The organism is Pseudomonas sp. COW5 (genome assembly GCF_026240005.1).
In the GTDB taxonomy this organism is placed as follows: Bacteria; Pseudomonadota; Gammaproteobacteria; order Pseudomonadales; family Pseudomonadaceae; genus Aquipseudomonas; species Aquipseudomonas kribbensis.
Window position 1 is genome coordinate 6,190,120 of record NZ_JAPHVP010000001.1, and the last position, 26,664, is coordinate 6,216,783.

Below are 26,664 nucleotides of genomic sequence, written 5' to 3' on the forward strand. Positions count from 1 at the left end.
TCAGGACAACACTTGACCCGCCGCCACCGTCAGCCCGTCATGCCACCACGCCGCGAGACTGAAGACGTTGGGCGCCTTGAGGATCGTGAAGTGGTTGCCGGGGCCGTACCACACCGCCAGATCCCGGGCCTCGCGCTGCCAGCCTTCGAGCATCGCGGCCTGTTCGCGCTGGTTGCCCGTTGCGTCCAGCGTCGGGTCGTCCACCAGTGCCAGACGCACCGGTCCGGTGTAGGCCAGCGCCGGCTGATAGACCGTGCGCAGTGCCGTGGCGAAGGTACGCACCGGGCCCTGCATCGCGTCAGCTGACGAGCGTTCGGACAGCACGCCGGCATGCACCATGCCGTCATGCAGCAAGCGCATTTGCATAGCGTCATCGGCTTCGGCGAAGGCCAGTGCATCAATCCCTAGGGACTTGCCGCTGGACAGTTGCAGCGACTCGATCAGCCGCAACAACGCCGCCGTCGTGGTGTAAGGCTTGCCCACGACGCTGTTGCCACCCGGCGATTCGCTGTCGATCAGCGTCAGGGATGCCACCTCGCGCCCCGCCGCCTGCAATTGCGCCGCCATGGCGTAGGCCACCCAGCCGCCGAACGAGTGCCCGATCAGATGCACCGGTCCTTGCGGATACAACTGCTCAAGTGCCCGCAGGTAGAACGTGGCGGCGCTTTCGACCCTGCTGTGCGGCACGGTCGCGCCGTCGAGGCCTCGGGGTTGCAAGCCGTAAATCGGCCACTCCGGCCCCAGCGCCTCGGTCAGATGGATGAACCCGGTGACACTGTCGCCGGCCCCCGGCACACAGAAAATCGGCGCATGCCCGGCGAAGCCGGTCTGGATCGTCAACAACGGCTGATACACCCGGGATTCGACCACCGCCGACGCCTGCACTGCCTGACCGAGCGCCCGACCAAGCACCTGCACATGCGGCGCCTGCATCATGCTCTGGTGATCGCCCGGCACGTCGATGCAATGCAGAAGCGTGGCCGGTACTTCATCCGACCAGCCCAGGGTCGGGTGACGACGAGACAGCTCCGTCGGATGCTCCTGCGCCCGGAACAGATGCAACGGCATGCCCAACGGATTGATCCGGTAATGCGCCAGCGCATGCCCGTGGGCGACTTCTCGGTCGAGGTAATGCCAAAGGTCTTGCGGCGCGGCGGCGGCCATCTCCGGATGCAGCAATTGCTCGTTCCGGCAGCGTTGCAACAGCGGCTGGAAGTCGATCTGTTCCAGTTCGGTCTGCAACAGCGCCAGATGCGCCAGTGCGGCTTGCCCCGCGTCGCCAAGAGAGGCCCGGTACATCGTGCAGTGCTGCAGCAACTGGCGCTTGTGCGCATGCTCGTCGCTCCAGCGCGCCTTGCCCTGATCGGTCAGGCGCGGCACGAAACTGTCGATCAGGCCGACGAACGCCACCGTCTCATCCATGCCGAGCAACTGCATCGCCACTTCATAGGCCAGCACCCCGCCGAACGACCAGCCGGCCAGACGATATGGCCCCTGCGGCTGCACCGAACGGATGATCTCCACCATGCGCGCCGCCAGGCATTCCATGGTGCGCAGCGGTGCCTGGCCGAACGGGATGCCCGGCAGCCCGTAGATCGGGAAATCGCCCTCGATGTGCAGGCCCAGCGCCGGGAAGTACGCGTCCATCCCGCTGAATTCATGCATCAGGAACAGCGGCGTGCCTGCGCCACCGGCCCGCACCACGACTAGCCTGTCATCCTGATGTTCTGCGCCGGTGCGCTGGCTGAGCAACGTGCCGAGCGACTCGATGCTGGCGTGCTGGAACAGCTCGGCCAGCGTCACCTCCAGCCCGTTCTGTTGCATCAGGTTGACCAGACGAATAGCCAATAGCGAGTGGCCGCCGAGTTCGAAGAAGTTGTCGTGACGACCGACCTGTTCGACCTGCAACACCTCGGCCCACAACTGAGCGAGGGTTTCCTCCAGCGGATTGGCCGGAGCCTCATAGGCGCGGCTGAGCAGCGCGTCCTGCGCCGGGATCGGCAACGCCTTACGGTCCACCTTGCCGTTGTTGTTCAGCGGCAAGGCGTCGAGTTGCACCCAGGCCGAGGGCACCATGTATTCCGGCAGGCGTGCTTGCAATTGGCTGCGCAAAGTAGAGCTATTAACACCCTCTTCGGCCGTGAAATACGCCACCAGACGCAGCGGTTCCTGGCCGTCCTGACGGGCCAGCACGATGGCTTCCTTGACCCCTTCGCAGTTCAGCAGGCGGTTTTCGATTTCTCCCAACTCGATGCGGAAACCACGGATTTTCACCTGATCGTCGTTGCGGCCGATGCATTCCAGTTGCCCCGGTGCCAGCCAGCGTGCGAGGTCGCCGGTGCGGTACAACAGCGCTCCCGGCTGATCGCCGAACGGGTCTTGCAGGAATTTTTCGGCGGTCAGGTCCGGGCGATTCAGATAGCCCAGCGCTACGCCTTGGCCGCCGATGTACAGCTCGCCGGTCACACCCATCGGCACCGGTTGCTGGCGGGCGTCGAGTACAAAGACCTGGGTGTTGGAGATCGGCCCGCCAATCGGCACGCTGTCGGCATCGTCCGCCACTTCGCGCACTTCGAACGTCGTGGCGTAAGTCGTGGTTTCAGTCGGGCCGTAGCAGTGGACGATGCGCAGGTCCGGCGCCTCGGCCAGCAAGCGGCGAAACGCGGCCGGATCGGCGCGTTCGCCGCCACACAGCACGATGCGCAAGCCTTTGAGGGCTTCGGGAATCAGCTGCACGTACTGGTTGAACAGCGCGGTGGTGACGAACAGGATCGTGACGCCCGAGGCTGCCAAGACCTGCCCGAACACGTTTGGATCAAGCAAGGTGTCGTGATCGATCACAACCACGCGCCCGCCGTTGAGCAGCGGCCCCCAGACATCCATGGTGCTGGCGTCGAACGCCGGGTTGGAAGCGAACGCCACGCGATCCTGCGCATTGAAATCGGCATAACCGTTGTTGATCACCAGTCGCCCGATGGCCCGGTGCGGCACCATCACCCCTTTCGGCGTGCCGGTGGAACCGGAGGTGTACATGATGTAGGCCACGGATTCCGAGGACTGCGACAGGTCCGGGTTATGTGTCGGCTCCATGTCCAACGGCAGTGCATCCAGATCAATCCGGCGCACAGCGTAATCAGTCGTTTCAGTGCTCAAGGTCAGCAGCGCTTTCGCCCCGCAATCCTCAACCATGAACGCCTGACGTTCAGCCGGCGCATTGATGTCCAGCGGCACATAAGCCGCCGCACATTTGCCAATGGCCAGTTGTGCGACCAGCAGATCCAGCGAGCGCGGCAGCAGGATCGCTACGTGGTCGCCCGGTTGCACGCCATGTCCGATCAAGTAATGGGCCAGGAGATTGGCCCGTTGATTCAACTCTTCATAAGTCAACGCCGCGCGGCCATGCACCACCGCCACCGCTTGCGGATGCTTCGTCACCTGCTGTTCGAACAGACGATGAACCGTCATTGTCGCCGGGTAATCCCGTTGAGTGGCATTGAACTCGACCAGCAATTGCCGCCGCTCATCCCGTGGCAAAATCGACAACTGGTCGATGCCCAATTGTGGCGTCCGCTCCAGTGCCTGCAACAAGCTCTCGACCGCAAGATCCATGTAGTCGCAGATCCGCCCGGCGTCGATCCCGGCCATGGTCAACGCGGTCAGGCTGAAGTCTTCGCCCAGATCATCGACGCTCAGGCTCAGGCGGTAGTTGCTGTGTTCTTCGGCATCGAGCAACTGCATGCCCTGCCATGCCGCCACGACTTCGTCGGACGGCGTGCCCCCGCCACCACTGTGGCGGTAATTGAACAACGCATTGAACAGCGGCCCCCCCGGCGCCATGGCGCTGCAACGTTGTACCAGCGCCAGCGGCGCGTGTTCGTGATGCAGCAGGCGGTTCAAGCGCTGATGGGTCGCCAATGCGGCTTCCTTCACCGATTGCCCGCCCAGATCGATGCGCAGCGGCAGCGTGTTGATGAACACGCCCAGCGCCCGTTCGGCACCTTCACCACCGTGCAAACGGCCTAGCATCACGGTGCCGAACACCACGTTTTCACGCCCCGACAGTTGCCCCAGCACGCTGGCCCAGGCCAGGTGCATCAGGCTGGCAGCGCTGATACCCAGACGCCTGGCCTTGGCCCTGACCCGTTGGCTCAGCGCGGTGTTCAGCAGCCGCTGCGCATGCCCGTTGCCGCCGTCCGCGACAATGCCCTGGCCATACGGCAGGGTCGGTTCGTCGATATCGCCGAGCAAGTCGCGGAAGAACGTCTCATGCTCCTCCTCGCTCAGCCCCGAGCGAGTGCGGGCGACATAGGTGCGATACGGCACCGGTTCGGCCAGCTGCCGCACCTGGCCGAGCAGGACTGACTGCATCTCGTGGCGCAGCACCTCCAGTGCAATGTGGTCCATGACCAGGTGATGGAACAGCAGCAGCGCCACTACGCGCCGATTGACCACGTCCCAGCTGTGCACCACGCGCATCAGCGGCGCCTGAGTGACGGCCATGCGGTAGTGGCGGGTATCGAACCGGTTGCGCAACTGGCTCAATGCATCCGCTTCACTCTCGTCCAGCTCCACCGTTTCACACACCAGCGACGCCTGACGCCAGACCACCTGCACCGGTTCCTCCAGCCCGTCCCAGAACAGCGACGTACGCAGGATGTCATGGCGCTCGATCACGGCCTGCAAGGCTTCGGCAAACACCCGCAGACGCGACTCATCGGCAAACGCGAACTGCGCCTGCAACACATACGGATCGCCCTGAGGTGCCGACAAGTGATGGAACAGGATGCCGGCCTGCAAGGGCGCCAGCGGGTAAATGTCCTGCACGTTCGCGGCGCCACCGGGAATGCTGGCGACGATGCGGTCGATGGCGGGCTGATCCAGTGCAACCAGCGGCAGCATGTCCGGGGTGATGTACTTGCAGTCCGGTGCAATCCGGTTGGCCGGGATAGCGATCTCCACCTCATCTCCGACAGCAGCCGCCAAAGCGGCGAGCGTCGGCTGGCTGAACAGCACACGCACATCGGCCGTCAGCCCGACATGGCGCATCCGCGCCACCAGATTGACTGCCATCAGCGAATGTCCGCCCAATTCGAAGAAGTTGTCGTGGCGACCGACTCGCTCCACGTTGAGCAACTCGGCCCAGAGTCCTGCGAGGAGAATTTCCACCTCGCCGACCGGCGCTTCGTATTCACGGGTGATAACCGAGGCCTGATCCGGCACCGGCAAGGCCTTGCGGTCGAGCTTGCCGTTCGGACTCAGCGGCAGCGCATCGAGGTGCACGAACACCGCCGGCACCATGTAATCCGGCAGGTGTTCCAGCAGGTGACCGCGCAGCACGTCGATTTCCAGCCGTGCGCCGGTGTAGTAAGCGACCAAACGCTTGTCTCCCGGCACGTCTTCACGGGCCAGCACCGCGGCTTCCTGCACGCCGCCGATGTCGGTCAGGCGGGACTGGATTTCACCCAGTTCGATGCGCAGGCCACGGATCTTCACCTGATCGTCGTTGCGGCCCAGGTATTCGATGTTGCCGTCGGCCAGGTAACGGGCGACGTCGCCGGTGCGGTACATCCTTCCGTTGGGCTGGAATGGATCGTTGAGGAACCGCTCGGCGCTCAATTCAGGACGGTTCAGGTAACCGCGAGCGACTTGCACGCCGCCGATGTACAGCTCGCCGACTACGCCTTGCGGCACAGGTTGTTGCTGGGCATCGAGGATGTACATCCGGGTGTTGGCAATCGGTTTGCCGATGGGCGTGTTGTCCGGGGTCTGCTCCAGCGGACCAGAGCAATCCCACGCCGTGACGTCCACGGCCGCTTCGGTCGGACCGTAGAGGTTGTGCAATCCGCTGCCCGGCAATTGCTGCTTGAAGCGCCGCACCAGACTGCCCGGCAGCGCTTCACCGCTGCACATCACCTGACGCAAACCGTGGCAACGTGCGCTGTCGCCATGGGCGAGGAACACGTCGAGCATCGACGGCACGAAGTGCAGCGTGGTGATGCGTTCTTGCTCGATCACTTCGCTCAGATAGAGCGGATCCTTGTGACCGCCCGGACGGGACATGACCAGTCGCGCACCGGTCATCAACGGCCAGAAGAATTCCCACACCGACACGTCGAAGCTGAACGGGGTTTTCTGCAGCACTGAATCTTCAGCCGTCAGACGATAGGCGTCCTGCATCCACAGCAAGCGGTTGACCACCCCGGAATGCTCGTTGATCACGCCTTTCGGCTGGCCAGTGGAGCCCGAGGTATAGATCACGTAAGCCGTATGCTGCGGGGTCAGTCCATCGACCGGAGGGTTTTCGCTCGACAACGATTGCCAGGTCTCGTGATCCAGATCGACCACCGGCACCAACACTTCACCCAGCAACGAGCGAGTCGAACCCTGCACCAGCACCGCCGACGGCGCACTGTCCTCCAGCATGTAGGCCAGCCGCTCCAGCGGATACGCCGGATCCAGCGGCACATAACCGCCCCCAGCCTTCAGAATCGCCAGCAGCCCGACCACCATTTCCAGCCCGCGCTCGACGCAGATCGCCACTCGCGCATCCGGGCCAACACCCAGACCGCGCAAGTGATGCGCCAGACGGTTGGCCCGCTGATTCAGCTCGTCGTAGCTCAGTCGCTGCTCACCGGAAAGCACCGCGACAGCCTGCGGCGACCGCAAGACCTGCGCCTCGAACAGACCGTGAATGCTTTGCTGAAGGTTGTAATCAACGTCCGTGGCATTGAAGCCGTGCAGCAAATGCCGACGCTCGTCCTCCGCCAGCACATCGATCTGCTCCAGCAACGCCTGATCATTGCTGACCATGGCCTGCAGCAACTGCTGCAAGTAACCGGCGTAACGCTGGATCGTCGACTCATCGAACAGCGCCGTGGCATATTCCAGCGAACCCCGGATCACGCCTTGGGCTTCGCCCAACGTCAACGACAGATCGAACTTGGCGAAGTGACTCGGCTCGGCCACGCCCTCCAGTGTCAGATCACCGAGCGCCAGGGTCGCACCGCTGCCGCTGTCCCAGCTCAGCAACGTCTGGAACAACGGGCTGTGGGACAGGCTGCGCACCGGCCGGGTGATTTCCACCACTTGTTCGAACGGCAGATCCTGATGGGCCTGGGCTTCGAGGGTGCGGGCCTTGACCCGGGCCAGCAACGCCTCGACGGTGAGCGCGCCCGACGTGTCGATGCGCACGGCAAGCGTGTTGACGAACAGTCCGATCAACCCTTCGATTTCCGCCCGGTTACGGTTGGCGACCGGCGAACCGATCACCACGTCCGACTGCCCGGACAAGCGACCGAGCAACATCGCCCAGGCGCTCATCACCGCCATGTACGGCGTCACGCCGTGGCGTTGGCACAGTGCCTTGAGGTCTGCGCTCAAACGCTCATCCAGCCGGATGTCGACACTGCTGCCGGCGTAATCCTGCTGGGCCGGGCGTGGACGGTCGGTCGGCAGCATCAACAGTGCCGGCGCACCGGCCAGGGTCTGCTGCCAGTAATCGCTCTGACGCTGCAAGACTTCGCCACTCAGCCAGCGGCGCTGCCACACGGCGTAGTCGCTGTACTGCAACGCCAGCGGCGGCAGCGGATCGGCCGCGCCGTGGCTGAACGCCTGATACAGCGCCATCAGTTCGCGGGTCAACACGCCCATCGACCAGCCATCGGAGACGATGTGGTGCAGGGTCAGCAGCAACACATGATGATCATCGGCCAGTCGCACCAGGCGCCCGCGAATCAGCGGATCATCCTGCAAATCGAACGGCCCCGAGGCTTCGCCCTGAATCAGCGCGAGCAAGGCGTCGTCGGCCTGCGGGTGCTTACGCAAGTCCTCGACCCTCAGCAGCACTCCACTGTCGAGGGGCGCGATCAGCACCTGGGCTTCATCGTTGAACTGGGCGAAGCGGCTGCGCAGGGTTTCGTGACGCTCAACGATCCGCGCCAATGCCCGTTGCAGGGCCGTTTCGTCGAGGCGACCGCGCAGGCGTAGGCCGAGGGGAATGTTGTAGGCGGTGTTCGCCCCTTCCAGTTGCGCCATGAACCACAACCGTTGCTGGGCAAACGACAACGGCAGCGCGCCGTCACGCGGCGCCGGCATGATCGCCGGTTGCGTGCAGCGTCCGGCCTGGGCCAGTACCTCGGCGACAGCGGCGAGTTCGGCGTTGGCAAACAGTTCGGCGAGGGTCAGTTCCACCCCCAACCGCTGGCGCACCTGAGACAGCATGCGCATAGCCAGCAGCGAGTGGCCGCCCAGTTCAAAGAAATGATCCTGACGTCCAACCTGTTCGACCTGCAGCACCTCGGCCCAGATCTGCGCCAGGGTGGTTTCCAGTTCACCTTGCGGTGCCTGATAGTCGCGGGTGAACAACGCGCTGCGATCCGGCGCGGGCAAGGCCTTGCGGTCGACTTTGCCGTTGGCGGTCAGCGGCAGCGCGTCGAGTCTGACGAAGGCCGCCGGCACCATGTATTCCGGCAGTTGACCGAGCAGGTGCGCCCTCAGGTCGGACACCGCCAGCGCTTCGCCCTGCGCCTGTTCAGTGAAATACGCCACCAGTCGCACCTGCCCGGGTTCGTCTTCACGGGCCACCAGCACCGCTTCCTGGATACCGGGCAACTGATTCAGGCGAGTTTCGATTTCGCCCAGCTCGACGCGCACGCCACGGATTTTCACCTGATCGTCGTTGCGCCCCAGGTACTCGATGGAACCGTCGGCGCGCCAGCGCGCCAGGTCGCCGGTGCGATACATCCGGCCGTGGTTGAACGGGTCGCGCAGGAAGCGCTCTTCAGTCAGGTCCGGACGATTCAGATAACCCCGGGCCACCCCGGCGCCACCCACATACAGCTCTCCGGCCACGCCAACCGGCACCGGGCGCTGCTGTTCATCGAGCAGGTACACCGTCGCGTTGGCGATCGGTTTGCCGATGTGCAGCGCCTGCCCCGCCTCGACGATGCCCGAGGTGGCAACCACCGTCGCCTCGGTCGGGCCGTAGTTGTTGACCACATCAAAGGACTGCTGACGGTTGAACTGACGCAGACGGTCGCCGCCGATCAGCAGTGTGCGCAGGGTCGGGTGTTCGAGATTCTGGCTGAACGCGTATTCGGCCACCGGGGTCGGCAGGAAGCTCACGTCCAGCGGCTGCGCGCGCCACCAGTCGAGCAACGCGTCCACGTCTTCGCTGCCGTCGCGGGACGGCGCCAGATGCAGGGTCGCGCCGGCGCACAGGGCCGGCCAGACTTCCCAGGCCATGGCGTCGAAACCGAATCCGGCGAGGCTCGAGGTGTGGCGACCGGCGCCCAGATCGAATGCCTTGCAGTGCCAGTCGACGAGGTTGCTCAAGGTGTGGTGTTCGACCATCACGCCCTTGGGCAGGCCGGTGGAGCCCGAGGTGTAGATGACGTACGCCAGGTGGTCGCTGCTCAGGCCAGGCACCTGCGGATTACCGGCCTCGGTGTCCGGCCAGGCCTGCAAATCGAGGTCGATCACCGGCACGTCCAGCGCCGGCAGTCGTTCACGCAAATCACTCAGGCATAGCACCGCCACCGGGGCGCTGTCGCTCAACAGATAGTTCAGACGCTCCGCCGGGTGCGCCGGATCCACCGGCACATAACCCGCCCCGGCCTTGAGAATGGCCACCAGCCCGACCAGCGTATCCAGCCCGCGTCGGGCAACGATGGCCACGCGATCATCAGGACGAACGCCCAGCCCGATCAGGTGATGAGCCAAGGTGTTGGCCTGCCGGTTCAGCTCGGCAAAGCTCAACGCCTGCCTCTGACTGACCGCCGCGACCACTTCGGGCCGCTCGATTACTTGCGCTTCGAATCGCTGCGCAATGGTCAGCCCAGTTACAAACTCCGCGTGCGTGTCGTTGAACGCAACGAGCAACTGTTCACGCTCGTGAGCCTGAACCATCTCGAGCTGTTCCAGCTGCGCCTGATCGTTGGCGACCATCGCGTGCAGCAACTGCTCGAAGTAGCCGACATAACGCTGGATCGTCGATTCATCGAACAACGCCGTGGCGTATTCCAGCACGCCGCGAATGCCGTCGCGGGTTTCGCCCAACGTCAGCGACAGGTCGAACTTGGAAAACCGCGCCGGACCGCCCACGCTTTCCAGCGCCAGATCACCCAGCGTCAGATCCGGCCCGACGCGGTTCTCCCAGCTCAGGGTGGTCTGGAACAACGGACTGTGGGACAGGCTGCGCGCCGGCCGGGTGACTTCCACCACCTGCTCGAACGGCAGGTCCTGATGGGCCTGGGCCTGCAATGTCAGCGTCTTGACCCGGGCCAGCAGCGCCTCGACGCTGAGCCCGCCGGACGTGTCGATGCGCAGGGCCAGGGTATTGATGAACAAGCCGATCAGCCCTTCGACTTCTGCGCGACCACGGTTGGCAACCGGCGAGCCGATCACAACGTCCGACTGACCGGACAAGCGACTGAGCAACAGCGCCCAGGTGCTCACCATCGTCATGTACATCGTCACACCATGGCGCTGGCTCAGTGCCTTGAGCCCGGCGCTCAGTGGCTCGTCCAACCGGAACTCGACGCTGCTGCCGGTGTAATCCTGCTGCGCCGGACGCGGACGGTCGGTCGGCAGCACCAGCAAGGTCGGGGCACCGGCGAGGGTTTGCTGCCAGTAATCGCTCTGTTGCTGCAGCACTTCGCCGCTCAGCCAGCGGCGTTGCCAGATCGCGTAGTCGGCGTATTGCAGCGCCAGCGGCGGTAGCGGATCGGCCTCACCCTGGCTGAACGCTTGATACAGCGCCATCAGCTCGCGGGTCAGCACACCCATCGACCAGCCGTCGGAGATGATGTGGTGCAGGGTCAGCAGCAACACATGGTGATCGTCGGCCAACCGCACCAGACATCCACGAATCAACGGATCGTTCTGCAGGTCGAACGGCGTCGAGGCCTGTTCACGGGTCAACGCCTGCATGGCGTCTTCGGCGTGTGGATGCTGGCGCAGATCTTCGACCCGCAGCAGCACTGCGCTGTCGGCGGCCGCAATCATTACCTGCACGTCATCGTCGTGCGGGACAAAACGGCTGCGCAGGGTTTCGTGGCGGTCGATGATCCGCGCCAGTGACCGTTGCAGCGCCGCCTCGTCGAGATGACCGCGCAAGCGCAGGCCCAGCGGGATGTTGTAGGCGGTGTTGACCCCTTCCATGCGCGCCAGAAACCACAGCCGTTGCTGGGCGAACGACAGCGGCAGCGCGCCGTCCCGTGGCACCGGCAACATGGCCGGCTGCGAGCTGCGTCCGGCCTGGGCCAGTACCTCGGCGACCGCTGCCAGTTCGGCATTGGCAAACAAGTCGCTCAGGGCCAGTTCGACGCCCAGACGTTGGCGAACCTGGGACACCATGCGCATCGCCAACAACGAGTGGCCACCCAGCTCAAAAAAGTGATCCCGGCGTCCGACCTGCTCGACCTGCAACACTTCGCCCCAGATCCGCGCCAGCGCGATTTCCAGTTCGCCGTGCGGGGCTTCGTAATGGCGGGTGAACAACGCCGCGCGATCCGGCGCCGGCAAGGCCTTGCGGTCGACCTTGCCGTTGGCGGTCAGCGGCAATGCGTCCAGTCGCACGAAGGCCGCTGGCACCATGTACTCGGGCAACTGCGCCAACAGGCAAGCGCGCAGCTCAGCCACCGGTTGCGGTTCGACCTGAGCCTGTTCGGTGTAATAGGCGACGAGGCGCGGCTGGCCGGGTTCGTCTTCACGGGCCAGCAACACCGCTTCCTGAATGCCGGGGAGCTGGTTGAGACGGGTTTCAATCTCGCCCAGCTCGATGCGCACGCCGCGAATCTTCACCTGGTCGTCGTTGCGTCCCAGGTATTCGAGGGTGCCGTCGTCCTGCCAGCGCGCCAGGTCACCGGTGCGGTACATGCGCCCGCCGTTGAACGGATCGTCGAGAAAGCGTTCGGCCGTCAGGTCCGGACGGTTCAGATAACCCCGGGCAACCCCGGCGCCCCCGACATACAACTCCCCCGCTACGCCGATGGGCACCGGACGTTGCTGCTCATCCAGCAGATACACCGTGGCATTGCTCACCGGCCGACCGATGTGCAACGCCTGCCCGGCTTCGACCTTGCCCGAGGTCGCCACCACCGTGGTTTCGGTCGGGCCGTAATTGTTGATCACATCGAAATGCCGGTGACGGCTGAACTGCCGCAGGCGATCCCCGCCGATCAGCAGTGTGCGCAAAGTCGGGTGTTCGAGGTTTTGACTGAAGGCATATTCGGCCACCGGGGTCGGCAGGAAGCTCACGTCCAACGGCTGCGCGCGCCACCAGTCGAGCAAGGCGTCGATGTCTTCGTTGCCGTCGCGGGCTGGCGCCAGGTGCAGGGTCGCACCGACACACAGGGCCGGCCAGACTTCCCAGGCCATGGCATCGAAGCCGAATCCGGCAAGGCTTGACGTGTGGCGACCGGCGCACAGGTCGAACGCGCCGCAATGCCAGTCGACGAGGTTGGACAGGGTGCGGTGTTCGACCATCACGCCCTTGGGCAAACCGGTCGAACCCGAGGTGTAGATCACGTAGGCCAGATGCTCGTTGGTCAGCCCCGGCACCTGAGGATCAAGGGCCAGGCTCAGTGGCCAGTTGCGACGGTCAAGGTCGATCACCGGTACATCGAGCGTCGGCAACCGGTCACGCAGATCGCTCTGGGTCAGTACTACTGCCGGGGCGCTGTCGCTGAGCAGGTAGCTCAGGCGTTCGGACGGATGCGCCGGGTCAACCGGCACATAACCGGCACCGGCCTTGAGAATCGCCAGCAGCCCCGCCAGCGTATCGAGCCCGCGGCGGGCGACGATGGCCACGCGATCATCGGGGCGAACGCCCAGGCTGATCAGATGATGCGCCAGGGCGTTGGCGTGCAGGTTCAGTTCGGCGTAGGTCACTTGCTCACCGAGGAACACCGCCGCCACCGCTTCCGGTCGTTCGATGACTTGCGCCTCGAAACGCTGATGAATCGTCAACCCTTGCGGATAGTCGGCCCGGGTGGCGTTGAAGCCGCGCAGGATCTGCTCGCGCTCCGTGTCCGGGAGGATCTGCACCTGGCTGACCGGTGAATCCGGCGCCTGTTCCAGCGCAGACACCAGACCGTTCAGGGCGCCGAGCATGTAATCGCACACCCGTTGCGGGTCGACTTCAGTGGTGGCGAGCAAGGTCAGGCTGAAGGCGTCGCCCAGGTCATCGATACTCAGGGTCAGCGGATAGTTGGTGCGTTCTTCCGAGTGCAGGGTGGTGATGCCTTCCCATGCCGACAGGGTTTGTGCGCTGGCGGACGCGGCGCCATGGCTGTGACGGTAATTGAGCAAGGCGCTGAACAGCGGTGTTGGCGCGGCCACGCTGCTGCAGCGCTGGGCCAGCGCCAGCGGCGCGTGTTCATGGCGCATCAAGGTGGTCAGGCGTGCGTGGGTCGCCTGCACGGCGTTGCGCACGCTCTGGGTGTCGACGTCCACGCGCACCGGCAAGGTGTTGATGAAAATGCCCAGCGCCCGGTCGGTGGCTTCGGCGCCTTGCAGACGGCCCATCAGCACCGTGCCGAACACCACGCGTTGCTTGCCGGCAAGCGTGGCCAGCACCTGCGCCCAGGCCAGGTGGAACAGACTGGCCGCGCTGACCCCGAGCTGTCGCGCCTGCCCCCGCAGGCGTTGGCCCAAGGCCGGTTCGACCGGCACGCTCAGTTCGGTGATGCCGTGCCCGTCGCCCTGTACATCCTGCAGGCCGAACGGCAAGGTCGGCTCATCGATATCGCCGAGCATGTCACGGAAGAACGCCTCGTGCTCGGTTTCGCTGACACCCAGCCGCGCCTGCGCCACGTAATCCCGAAACGCGACCGGTCGCCCCAGCAGATGGCCCAGCCCCGTAAGAAACGCACGCATCTCGTGACGCACCACGTCGAGCGCCGAGTGATCCAGCGCCATGTGGTGAAACAGCAACGTCGCAACCACCCGTTGCCCGGCTTCGTCCCAGGCATGGGCCAGACGCATCATCGGCGCCCGGCTTACATCCATGCGGAATTCCCGGGCATCGAAACGCTCGTGCAAATAGGCCAGCGCATCGCCTTCGGCATCGATCTCTTCTACCGGCAATTTGGCCTCACGCCAGACTACTTGCTGCGGTGTATCCAGCCCCTCCCAGACCACCGCCGTACGGAGAATGTCGTGGCGATCGATGACGGCCTGCAATGCCTCAACGAACGCGTTCAACCGATCACGGTCAGCGAAAGCGAAATGCGCCTGCATCACGTACGGATCGCCCTGGGTGGCGCTGACGTGGTGGTAAAGAATGCCCTCCTGCAACGGCGCCAGCGGGTAGATGTCCTGCACATTGGCCGCGCCGCCCGGCACATCGTCGACCAGACGGTCGATGGTCGCCTGATCGAGTTCGGCCAGGGTCAGCATCGCGGGAGTGATGCGCGTGGTGCCGGGTGCAATGCCATTGGCCGGCACGTCGACCTGACCGCTCTTGGTCGCTGAATATTGCCCGGCCTTGATCAGTTCGATCAGTGCCGGTTTGTGCTCGCGCAACAGCGCCAGCACCGCCGGATCGCTCAGCGCCTGTTTGTTGCCTTGTACGCGCAACTGGTCGTCGGTGACCGCCAACTGGATGTCTTTCGCTTTAAGTGTTGCCAACAGTTCGATCACGTTCACAGGACGATCTCCATTCTTTCCGTAATTGCGGCGTAACCGGCCAGGGTCGGTTGTTCAAACAACGCCCTGACCTCGGCTTCCATGCCTTCCTGACGTAACCGGCCGATCAGACTGACCGCCAGCAATGAGTGCCCGCCCAGTTCAAAAAAGTTGTCGTGGCGCCCTACCCGTTCCACGTTGAGCAGTTCGGCCCAGAGCCCGGCCAGCAGGATTTCCACCTCGCCGACTGGCGCTTCGTATTCGCGAGTGATGACCGAGGCCTGATCCGGCGCCGGCAAGGCCTTGCGGTCGAGCTTGCCGTTCGGACTCAGCGGCAGCGCATCGAGGTGCACGAACACCGCCGGCACCATGTAATCCGGCAGGTGTTCCAGCAGATGGCCGCGCACCACGTCGATTTCCAGTCGGGCGCCGGTGTAATAGGCCACCAGACGCTTGTCCCCCGGCACGTCCTCGCGGGCCAGCACCGCCGCTTCCTGCACGCCACCGATGTCGGTCAGGCGTGACTGGATTTCGCCGAGCTCGATGCGCAGACCTCGGATCTTCACCTGATCGTCGTTACGGCCCAGGTATTCGATGTTGCCGTCGGCCAGGTAACGGGCGACGTCGCCGGTGCGGTACAGGCGGCTGTTGGGCTGGAACGGGTCGTTGAGGAACCGCTCGGCGCTGAGTTCAGGACGGTTCAGATATCCCCGTGCCACTTGCACACCACCGATGTACAGCTCGCCGACCACGCCTTGCGGCACAGGTTGTTGCTGGGCATCGAGGATGTACATGCGGGTGTTGGCGATCGGTTTGCCGATTGGCGTGTTGTCCGGTGTGGTGTCGATTGGCCCGGCGCAATCCCAGGCCGTAACGTCCACTGCTGCTTCAGTCGGGCCGTAGAGGTTGTGCAAACCACTGTTCGGCAATTGCTGCTTGAAGCGCCGCACCAGACTGCCCGGCAAGGCCTCGCCGCTGCACATCACCTGACGTAAACCGCCGCAACGTGCGGTGTCGCCATGGGCAAGGAACACGTCGAGCATCGACGGTACGAAGTGCAACGTGGTGATGCGTTCTTGCTCGATCACTTCGCTCAGGTACAGCGGATCCTTGTGCCCGCCGGGGCGAGCCATGACCAGTCGCGCGCCGGTCATCAGCGGCCAGAAGAATTCCCACACCGACACGTCGAAGCTGAACGGGGTTTTCTGCAGCACTGAATCTTCAGCCGTCAGGCGATAGGCGTCCTGCATCCACAGCAAGCGGTTGACCACCCCGTTGTGTTCATTGATTACGCCTTTCGGCTGACCGGTCGAACCCGAGGTGTAGATCACATAAGCCGTGTGCTGCGGGGTCAATCCATCGACCGAAGGGTTATCCGCCGACAACGCTTGCCAAGTGTCGTGATCCAGATCGACCACCGGCACCGACACCTCACCCAGCAACGCGCGGGTCGAGCCTTGCACCAGCACCGCCGACGGCGCACTGTCCTCCAGCATGTAGGCCAGCCGTTCCAGCGGATACGCCGGATCCAGCGGCACATAACCGCCGCCGGCCTTCAGAATCGCCAGCAACCCGACCACCATTTCCAGCCCGCGCTCGACGCAGATCGCCACTCGTGCATCCGGGCCAACGCCCAAGACACGCAAGTGATGCGCCAAACGGTTGGCCCGCTGATTCAGCTCGGCATAACTCAGTCGCTGCTCGCCGGAAAGCACCGCCACAGCCTGCGGCGTGCGCAACACCTGCGCCTCGAACAAGCCGTGAATGCTCTGCTGAAGGTCATAACCGACATCGGTCGCGTTGAAGTCGAACAACAGCCGCTGCCGCTCTACCCCCTCAAGAACCGGCAAGCGATTCATCGCCTGCGTCGGTGCCTGCTCCAGCGCCTCCACCAACGCCAACAACGCCGTCTGCATGTAGCCGCAAATCCGCTGCGCGCCGATGTCCGCCGGCACCATGGCAATCAGCGAGAAGCCGTTGCCCAGGTCATCGACGTTCAGGCTCAGCGGGTAGTTGGTGCGCTCTTCGCTGCTCAAGGTCTCGATGCCCTGCCAGGCCTGAACCACGCTGTCCGCATGCTCTGCACCGTGGCTGTGCCGATAGTTGAGCATCGCGCTGAACAACGGCGACGGCGCCGCGATCCCGCTGCAACGCTGGGCCAGTGCCAGCGAAGCGTGTTCGTGACCCAGCAGCGCAGTGAGACGCTGATGCGTCGCCTTGACCGCTTCACGCACCGGGGTCTCGCCCAGATCGACCCGCAACGGCAAGGTGTTGATGAACATGCCCAGTGCACGGTCGGCGCCCTGGCCGCCCTGCATCCGGCCCATCAGCACGGTGCCGAACACCACGTTGTCCTGCCCGGAAGTCGCCGCCAATACCTGGGCCCAGGCGAGGTGGAACAGGCTGGCCACGCTGATGCCCATCTGCCGCGCCTGACTGCGCAGACGCAGGTTCAGGCCGCTGTCGAGGACCTGCTGCACTTCCTCGATGCCGCGTCCGTCGCCGCGCACATCGCGCAGGCTGAACGGCAGAGTCGGCTCGTCGATGTCGCCGAGCATGTCGCGGAAAAACGCTTCGTGCTCCTGTTCGGAGACACCCAGCCGTGCCTGCGCCACGTAGTTGCGATACGGCACCGCCGCCGGCAACGGCTCGTCGGCCCCGCGCAAGTACGCCTGCATTTCGTGGCGCACCACTTCCAGCGCGGTGTGATCGAGCACGATGTGATGGAACAGCAGCATCGCCACCACCCGGCCACGGGCCGGATCCCGGGCATACACCAGCCGCAGCAACGGCGCATGGGCGATGTCGAGGCGGTAATGCCGGGCATCGAAGCGGGCATGCAACTGTTCAAGGATGTCGCCGGCCGCAGGATCCAGCACGACCTCCTGCACCACCAGCTCAGCCTTTCGCCACACGACTTGCACTGGCACGCTCAAGCCTTCCCACACCACACCCGTGCGCAGCACGTCATGGCGGTCGATGACCTGTTGCAATGCCGCACTGAAACGCTGCACACGTTCAAGACTGTCGAACGCGATACGCGATTGCAGCAGGTACGGATCGCCTTCGCCCGCACTCAAGTGGTGGTAAAGAATGCCTTCCTGCAACGGTGCCAGCGGGTAAATGTCCTGCACATTGGCAGCGCCGCCCGGAACGCTGGACACCACGCGGTCGATGGCGACCTGGTCCAGCGTGACCAGCGTCAGCATCTGCGGAGTGATGCGGGTGCAACCGGCGGCGATGCGGTTGGCCGGCACTTCGATTTCACGACCGCTGCCCACAGCTGCAGCCAACGCGGCCAGGGTCGGCTGACTGAACAGCACCCGCACATCGGTGCTCAGGCCGATCTGGCGCATGCGTTCGATCAGGCTCACCGCCAGCAGCGAGTGCCCGCCCAGTTCGAAGAAGTGATCATGACGCCCGACCCGTTCGACGTTCAGCACCTCGCCCCACAATCGGGCCAGGGCGATTTCGGTCTCGCCGAGCGGAGCCTCGTACTCGCGCACCAGCACCGACTCGGCACCGGGAGCCGGCAGCGCCTTGCGCTCCACCTTGCCGTTGGGGCTCAGTGGCAGGCTGTCGAGCGCGACGAAGGCCGACGGCACCATGTAGTCCGGCAGGCGTGCAAGCAAGTGTTCGCGCAACGCCTCGATCCCCGGTTGCCCGGCCTCGGCGTGCCAGGTGAAGTACGCCACCAGACGTTCTTCACGTACCAGCACCACGGTTTCACGCAGCGCTGGATGGCTGAGCAGTTGCGCTTCGATTTCACCCGGTTCAAGGCGCAGGCCACGCAGCTTGACCTGGAAGTCGTTGCGCCCGATAAATTCGAGCTGGCCATCGGCGCGGTAGCGCACCAGGTCGCCCGTGGCATACAACCGGTCGCCGGCCACGAACGGGCTCGGGATAAACCGTTCGGCCATCAATTGCGGCAGGCCCAGATAGCCCCGCGCAACCCCGGCACCGCCAATGAACAACTGACCGATGACGCCCATCGGCACCGGCCGCTCGGCAGCATCCAATACATACAGACGGGTGTTGTTGATCGGCCGCCCGATCGGCAAGGCGCTGTCCTGCACCGGCATCGACGGTTCCAGCGTCCACACCGTGCTGTCGACCGTGGCTTCGGTCGGGCCATAAACGTTGTGCAAGCGCACCTGCGGCAGGCGCTCGCGCACAAGGCGCGCCAGCGCCGGTGTCAGGTCGCCGCCGCCACAGAACACATCGGTGAGGCTGCTGCACTGGCTGACGTCGTCCTGCTCGAGGAACTGTTGCAACAGCACCGGCACGAACTGGATCACGCTGATCCGCTGCTCGCGAATCACCTGCGCCAGATACGCCGGCTCGCGGTGTCCGTCAGGATGCGCCAGCACCAGCCGCAGCCCGGCGCTCAACGGCCAGAACAGCTCCCAGACCGAGGCATCGAAACTGAACGGAGTCTTCTGCAACAGCGCGCCGTCCGTCGCGACAGGACACAACTGCGAACTCCAGTGCAGCAGGTTGCCGACGCCACGATGCTCGACCATCACGCCTTTCGGCGCACCGGTCGAACCGGAGGTGTAGATCACGTAGGCCAGGTTCGAAGCGTTGAGGCCCGGCACTTGCGGGTTGTCCTGCGGGTTGAATGTCCAGTGGTCCTGATCCAGATCGATCACCAGCGCGGTGCTTTCGTCGAGCAATGCCCTAGTCGCTCCATGTACCAGCACCGCCACCGGCGCGCTGTCCTTGAGCATGTAATCCAGACGCTCCGCCGGGTACGCAGGGTCCAGCGGTACATAGGCACCGCCCGCCTTGAGGATGCCGAGCAGACCGACCATCAGTTCCAGCCCGCGCTCGACGCAGATCGCTACCCGCGAATCCGGCCCCACGCCCAGTTCGCGCAGGTGATGGGCCAGACGGTTGGCTTGAGCGTTGAGTTCGGCGTAGGTCAGTTGCCGTTCACCGGCCTGCAACGCAACGGCTTGCGGCGTACGTTGGACTTGCGCTTCGAACAACCCCTGAACGGTTTGCTCCAGATCATCTGCGGTGCCGGTGTCGTTAAGGTCGTACAGCACCTGCTGACGTTCTGCGCCGTCGAGGATCGGCAAGCGATTCAGCGGCTGATCCGGTGCCTGTTCCAGGGCATCCGCCAGTTTCTCCAGCGCGGTCTGCATGTAGTTACAGATGCGCTGCGAACCGATGTTCGCCGGGGTCATGGCAGTGAGCACAAAACCGTTGCCCAGATCATCGACGCCCAGGCTCAGCGGATAATTGGTGCGTTCTTCGCTGCTCAGGGTCTCGATGCCTTGCCAGGCCTGACGGACGCTTTGTTGTTGCGCCTCGTCGGCGCTGTGCCGGTAGTTGAGCATCGAACTGAACAGCGGCGACGGCGCGGCCACCCCACTGCAACGCTGGGCCAGCGCCAGCGAAGCGTGCTCATGACCGAGCAATGCGCTCAGACGTGCATGCGTCGTCCGGGCCCCGTCGCGCACCGAGGTTGCCCCCAGATCGACCCGCAGCGGCAAGGTGTTGATGAACATCCCCAACGCCCGGTCGGCCCCCTCGCCGCCCTGCATCCGGCCCATCAGCACCGTGCCGAACACCACACGATCCTGCCCGGATGTCGCCGCCAGCACCTGCGCCCACGCAAGGTGGAACAGGCTGGCCACGCTGATGCCCAGTTGCCGGGCCAGGCTGCGCAGACGCTGACCGGTAGCAGCCGGCAGGGCCTGTTGCGTTTCCTCGATGTCACGACCGTCGCCTTGCACATCCTGCAAGCCGAACGGCAGAGTCGGCTCGTCGATATCGCCGAGCATGTCGCGGAAGAACGCTTCGTGGTCCTGCTCGCTGACACCCAGCCGCGCCTGCGCCACGTAGTTGCGGTAAGGCACCGCAGCGCCCAGCGAGGCTTCGCGCCCTTGCAGGCAGGCGAGCATTTCGTGCTGCACCACGTCCAGCGCGGTGTGATCCATCACGACATGGTGGAACAGCAACATCGCGACCACCCGATCGTGAGCCGGATCACGGGCATACACCAGCCGCAGCAACGGTGCCTGACTGATGTCGAGGCGGTAATGACGGGCATCGAAACGCCCGTGCAATTGCTCGAGGATGTCGCCCTGTGCAGGGTCGAGCACGATTTCCTGCACCGCCAGTCCGGCGTGACGCCACACCACCTGCATCGGCGCGGCCAGTTCCTGCCAGATCACCGCCGTGCGCAGGATGTCATGGCGGGCAATGACCTGACGCAGCGCCGCCGCGAACGCTTCCACACGTTCGACGCTGTCGAAGGCCAGCCGCGATTGCAGCAGGTACGGGTCGCCCTGCTCCGCGCTCAAGTGGTGATAAAGGATACCTTCCTGCAACGGTGCCAGCGGATAAATATCCTGCACGTTCACGGCGCCGCCGGGCACCGTGGCAACGATGCGGTCGATGCTCGATTGATCCAGTTCGGCCAGGCTCAGCAGGTCCGGGGTGATGTGGCTGCAATCAGCAGGAATGCGGTTGGCCGGTACTTCGATCTCACGACCGCTGCCCACCGCAGCGGCCAGTGCAGCCAGCGTTGGCTGGCTGAACAGCACACGCACGTCGGTATTCAGGCCGATCTGGCGCAGACGTTCGATCAGGCTCACGGCCAGCAACGAATGGCCACCCAGTTCGAAGAAGTTGTCGTGGCGACCGACCTTTTCCAGCTTCAGGACATCCGCCCAGATCTGCGCCAGTGCGGTTTCCACCGGGCCCTGCGGGGCTTCGTATTCACGGCTGAGCCAGGCGTTCTGATCCGGTTCCGGCAACGCCTTGCGGTCGAGTTTGCCGTTGGCGGTCAGCGGCAAGGCGTCGAGTCGCACGTAAGCTGCCGGGATCAAGGCTTGCGGCAGAAGCCCTTGCAGATGATTGCGCAAGGTTTCGATAGCGGCCGGTGCCCGTTCGGTGAACCACACCAGCAACTGCCCGTCGCGCACCAGCGCCACGGCGTCCTGCACCGTCGGATGGCTGGCCAGCGCGGCTTCGATTTCCCCCAGCTCGACCCGCACGCCGCGCAGTTTCACCTGATCATCGTTGCGGCCCAGGTATTCGATATTGCCGTCCGCGAGCCAGCGTGCGAGGTCGCCGGTACGGTACATCCGCGCCTGCGGCTGGTCGCTGAACGGGTCGGCGAGGAAGCGTTCGGCGGTCATTTCAGGACGGTTCAGGTAACCCCGCGCTACACCGGCGCCAGCGACGTACAACTCCCCCGCCACACCCACCGGCACCGGGCGTTGCTGGTCATCCAGCAGATAGATGCGGGCGTTGGCCATCGGCCGGCCAATGTGCAGCAGCTGACCGACTTCCACCGGGCCGGACGTCGCGACCACCGTGGCCTCGGTCGGGCCGTAGTTATTGATCACCGCGAAGCTTTGCGCACGGCTGAACTGACGTAGTTTGTCGCCACCGATCAGCAACGTGCGCAGGGTCGGGTGTTGCAGCTCGCGGCTGAACGCATATTCCGCCACCGGCGTCGGCAGGAAGCTGACTTGCAACGGCTGCGCCCGCCACCAGTCGAGCAGTTCGTCCAGGTGTTCATTGCTCACCGATTCCGGCGGCAGGTGCAGGGTCGCGCCGACGCACAGCGCCGGCCAGACTTCCCAGGCCATCGCATCGAAACCGAACCCGGCAACGCTGGCGGTGTGGCTGCCGGCGTGCAGGTCGAAGGCTTCAGCGTGCCAGTGCACGAGGTTTTCCAAAGTCGCGTGTTCGACCATCACCCCTTTCGGCTGGCCGGTGGAGCCCGAGGTGTAGATGACGTACGCCAGATTTGCCGGGGTCAGGTACGGCAGTTGCGGGTTGCTGTCGGGCAGGTGTTGCCAGGCGTCGCTGTCCAGATCGATCACCGGCAGCATGCCCGGCAGATCCCGGGTCGAGGCCTGGACCAACACGGCCACCGGATCGCTGTCCTGCAACAGGTAGGCAATACGCTCCGCCGGGTGCGCCGGATCCACCGGCACATAACCGGCGCCAGCCTTGAGAATCGCCAGCAGCCCCACCAGCATCTGCGGGCCGCGACGCACGCAAATGGCGACGCGGTCGTCCGGTTGTACGCCGAGGCCGATCAAATGATGGGCCAGTTGGTTGGCGCGCTGATTGAGGTGCCCGTAGGTCAGCTGTTGCGCGCCCTGAATCACGGCGAGGGCATTAGGGTTGCGCCGGGCCTGCGCCTCGACCATTGCGTGAATCGTTGCGCCACGGGGATAGGCCGTGACCGGGGGATTGAAGCCCTCGACCAGACGTTCCAGCTCCGCAGTCGAAAGGATCGGCAAGCGGTTCAACGGTTTTTGCGGCGTCTGTTCGAGCGCCTGCACCAGTTGCTCCAGCGCGGTATGCATGTAACTGCAAATCCGTTGCGCACCGATCTGGCTCACCGCCAGAACCGACAAGGCGAACCCTTCACCCAGATCGTCCACGCTCAGGGTCAGCGGGTAGTTGGTGCGTTCTTCACCGCCGAGTTTCTGCACGCCCTCCCAGATGCCCTGGCCGTTTTGCGACTGTTGCGCGGGGGCGCTGTGACGGTAGTTGAACAAGGCACTGAACAGCGGCGACGATGCCGCGACACCGCTGCAACGCTGGGCCAGCGCCAGCGAGGCATGTTCATGCCCCAGCAACGCGGTCAGTCTTGCGTGAGTCGCCTTGACCCCGTCCCGCGCGCCGGCACCGACATCGATGCGCAGCGGCAAGGTGTTGATGAACACCCCCAGCGCCCGGTCGGCGCCATCGCCGCCCTGCATCCGCCCCATCATCACCGTGCCGAACACCACATCGCGGCGGTTCGACAGCACGCCCAGCACTTGCGCCCAGGCCAGGTGCATCAGGCTGGCCGCGCTCACACCCAGTTGCCGCGCCTGTTCACGCAGACGCATATTGAGTTCGGTGGCCACCGGTTGCAGCGCTTCCTCGATGCCGTGACCGTCGCCCTGCACATCCCGCAGCCCCAGCGGCAGGGTCGGCTCGTCGATGTCGCCGAGCATCTCGCGGAAAAACGCTTCGTGTTCCTGCTCGCTGAGCCCCAGGCGCGCCTGGGCCACATAGTTGCGATAGGGAATCGGCGCCGAAAGGCTGTCGATCTCACCGAACATCACACCGCGCATCTCATCGATGATCACTTCCAGCGCGGTGTGATCGAGGATCAGGTGATGAGACAGCAGGATCGCCACCACGCGCTGCTGCTTCGGATCTTCGGCATACACCATGCGCAGCAGCGGCCCCTGGCTGATGTCGAGGCGGTAGTGACGGGCGTCGAAGCGCTCGTGCAATTGCTCAAGGATGTCGCCGTTTGCTGAATCCAGTGCGACGTGCTGAACCACCAGTTCGGCGTGGCGCCACACCACTTGATGCGGCGTCGCCAGGCCTTCGTGGACAACGCTGGTACGCAGGATGTCGTGGCGTGCGATGACCTGCTGCAAGGTGTCGGTGAAGGTGCGCAGGCGCTCGACACTGTCGAAGGCCAGCCGCGATTGCAGCAGGTACGGGTCGCCCTGCTCCGCGCTCAAGTGGTGATAAAGGATGCCTTCCTGCAACGGCGCCAGCGGATAGATATCCTGCACGTTGGCGGCGCCGCCCGGCACCGTGGCGACGATCCGGTCGATGCCGGCCTGGTCCAGTACGGTGAGGCTCAGCAGGTCCGGGGTGATGTGAGTGCAATCAGCAGGAATGCGGTTGGCCGGCACTTCGATTTCGCGACCACTGCCCACCGCTGCCGCCAGCGCGGCCAGGGTTGGCTGGCTGAACAATACACGCACGTCGGTGCTCAGGCCGATCCGGCGCAGGCGTTCGATCAGGCTCACGGCCAGCAACGAATGGCCGCCCAGTTCGAAGAAGTTGTCGTGGCGACCGACCTTTTCCAGCTTCAGGACGTCTGCCCAGATCTGCGCCAGCGCGGTTTCAACCGGGCCTTGCGGGGCTTCGTATGCCTGGCTGAGCCAGGCGCCCGGATCCGGTAGCGGCAAGGCTTTGCGGTCGACCTTGCCGTTGTTGTTCAGCGGCAACGCGTCGAGTTGCACCCAGGCCGAGGGCACCATGTATTCCGGCAGGCGCGACTGCAATTGTTCGCGCAGGCTGGCGCTGTCCACGCCTTCATCGGCGGTGAAATACGCCACCAGACGCAGCGGTTCCTGGCCGTCCTGACGGGCCAGCACGATGGTTTCCCTGACCCCTTCGCAGTTCAGCAGGCGGTTTTCGATTTCTCCCAGTTCGATGCGGAAACCACGAATCTTCACCTGATCGTCGTTACGTCCGATGCATTCCAGTTGGCCCGGTGCGAGCCAGCGTGCGAGGTCGCCGGTGCGATACAGCAGCGCGCCCGGTTGCTCGCTGAACGGATCCTGCAGGAATTTTTCGGCGGTCAGGTCCGGGCGATTCAAATAGCCCAGCGCCACACCCTGGCCGCCGATGTACAGCTCGCCAGTCACGCCCATCGGCACCGGTTGCTGACGGGCGTCGAGCACATAGACCTGGGTGTTGGAGATCGGCCCGCCAATCGGCACGCTGTCGGCATCGTCCGCCACTTCGCGCACTTCGAACGTCGTGGCGTAAGTCGTGGTTTCGGTCGGGCCGTAGCAGTGGACGATGCGCAGGTCCGGCGCCTCGGCCAGCAAACGGCGGAACGCGGCCGGGTCGGCGCGTTCGCCACCACAGAGCACGATGCGCAAGCCTTTGAGGACTTCGGGGATCAACTGCACGTACTGGTTGAACAGCGCGGTGGTAACGAACAGGATCGTGACGCCCGAAGCCGCCAATACCTGCCCGAACACGCTTGGATCAAGCAAGGTGTCGTGATCGATCACCACCACTCGTCCGCCGTTGAGCAGCGGCCCCCAGACGTCCATGGTGCTGGCGTCAAATGCCGGGTTGGAGGCGAACGCCACACGATCCTGCGGATTGAAATCGGCATAACCGTTGTTGATCACCAGCCGCCCGATGGCCCGGTGCGGCACCATTACCCCTTTCGGCGTACCGGTGGAGCCGGAGGTGTACATGATGTAGGCCACGGATTCCGAGGACTGCGGCAGGTCCGGGTTGTCCGTCGGTTGCGCGTCGAGTTTCAGCGCATCCAGATCGATCCGGCGCACGGTGTAGTCGACTGACTCCGTGCTCAAGGTCAACAGCGCTTTCGCCCCGCAATCCTCAACCATGAACGCCTGACGTTCAGCCGGCGCATTGATATCCAGCGGCACATAAGCCGCCGCGCATTTGCCGATGGCCAGTTGTGCGATCAACAGTTCCAGCGAACGCGGCAACAGGATCGCCACGTGGTCGCCCGGCTGCACGCCCTGCTTGATCAGATGATGGGCCAGGCGATTGGCCCGTTGATTCAGCTCTTCATAAGTCAACGCGGTGTTGCCATGCACCGCCGCCACGGCTTGCGGATGCCGTTTCACTTGCTGCTCGAACAGACCATGCACCGTCGAACCTGACGGGTATTCCCGCTGAGTCTTATTGAAACCGACCAGTAATTCCCGACGCTCATCCGGCGGCAAAATCGACAGCTGATCGACACCCAGTTGCGGCGTTTGCTCCAGCGCCTGCACCAGACTGCCGAAGGCAATGTTGATGTACTCGCAGACCCGCGCCCCATCGATGCCCGGCACCGCTTGCACACTCAGACGCAAGCCTTCGCCAAGGTCATCGACGCTGACCACCAGCGGATAGTTGCTGCGCTCGCGGGAGCTGAGCAATTCAATGCCATCAAGGGTCAGGCCGGCAGCCTGCGGTGCGCTGTGGCGATAGTTGAGCAACGTGCCGAACAGCGGCAACGAGCCGGAAACCCCGCTGCAACGCTGGGCCAGCGCCAGTGACGCCTTTTCATGGACGAGCAATTGCGCCAGCCGCTCATGGGTGGCGAGCACGCTGTCGCGCACCGACATGGCGGTCACGCTGACCCGCAGCGGCAAGGTGTTGATGAACAGGCCCAAGGCCCGGTCGGCGCCCTCGCCGCCCTGCATCCGGCCCAGCAGCACCGTGCCGAACACCACTTCGTCCCGGCCGCTGATCTGCGCCAGAACCTGCGCCCAGGCCTGGTGCGCCAGA

The 26,664-nt window shown here is 64.4% G+C and carries 2 protein-coding genes (1 of these 2 only partly in view); both read right to left on the bottom strand.

Features of this window, described 5'->3' with window-relative positions:
- Positions 1-14,649, bottom strand: coding sequence for a non-ribosomal peptide synthetase (locus OQ248_RS28180; RefSeq protein ID WP_265814904.1), 14,649 nt, complete (start codon positions 14,647-14,649; stop codon positions 1-3).
- A protein-coding gene (locus tag OQ248_RS28185) for a non-ribosomal peptide synthetase (protein ID WP_265814905.1) crosses the window boundary here: on the bottom strand, positions 14,646-26,664 show its 3' portion. The gene runs 4,250 nt beyond the window's last position; only the last 12,019 of its 16,269 coding nucleotides appear in the window; the start codon falls outside the window, past its right edge; the stop codon is at positions 14,646-14,648. Before OQ248_RS28185 ends, OQ248_RS28180 begins: the two co-directional genes overlap by 4 nt.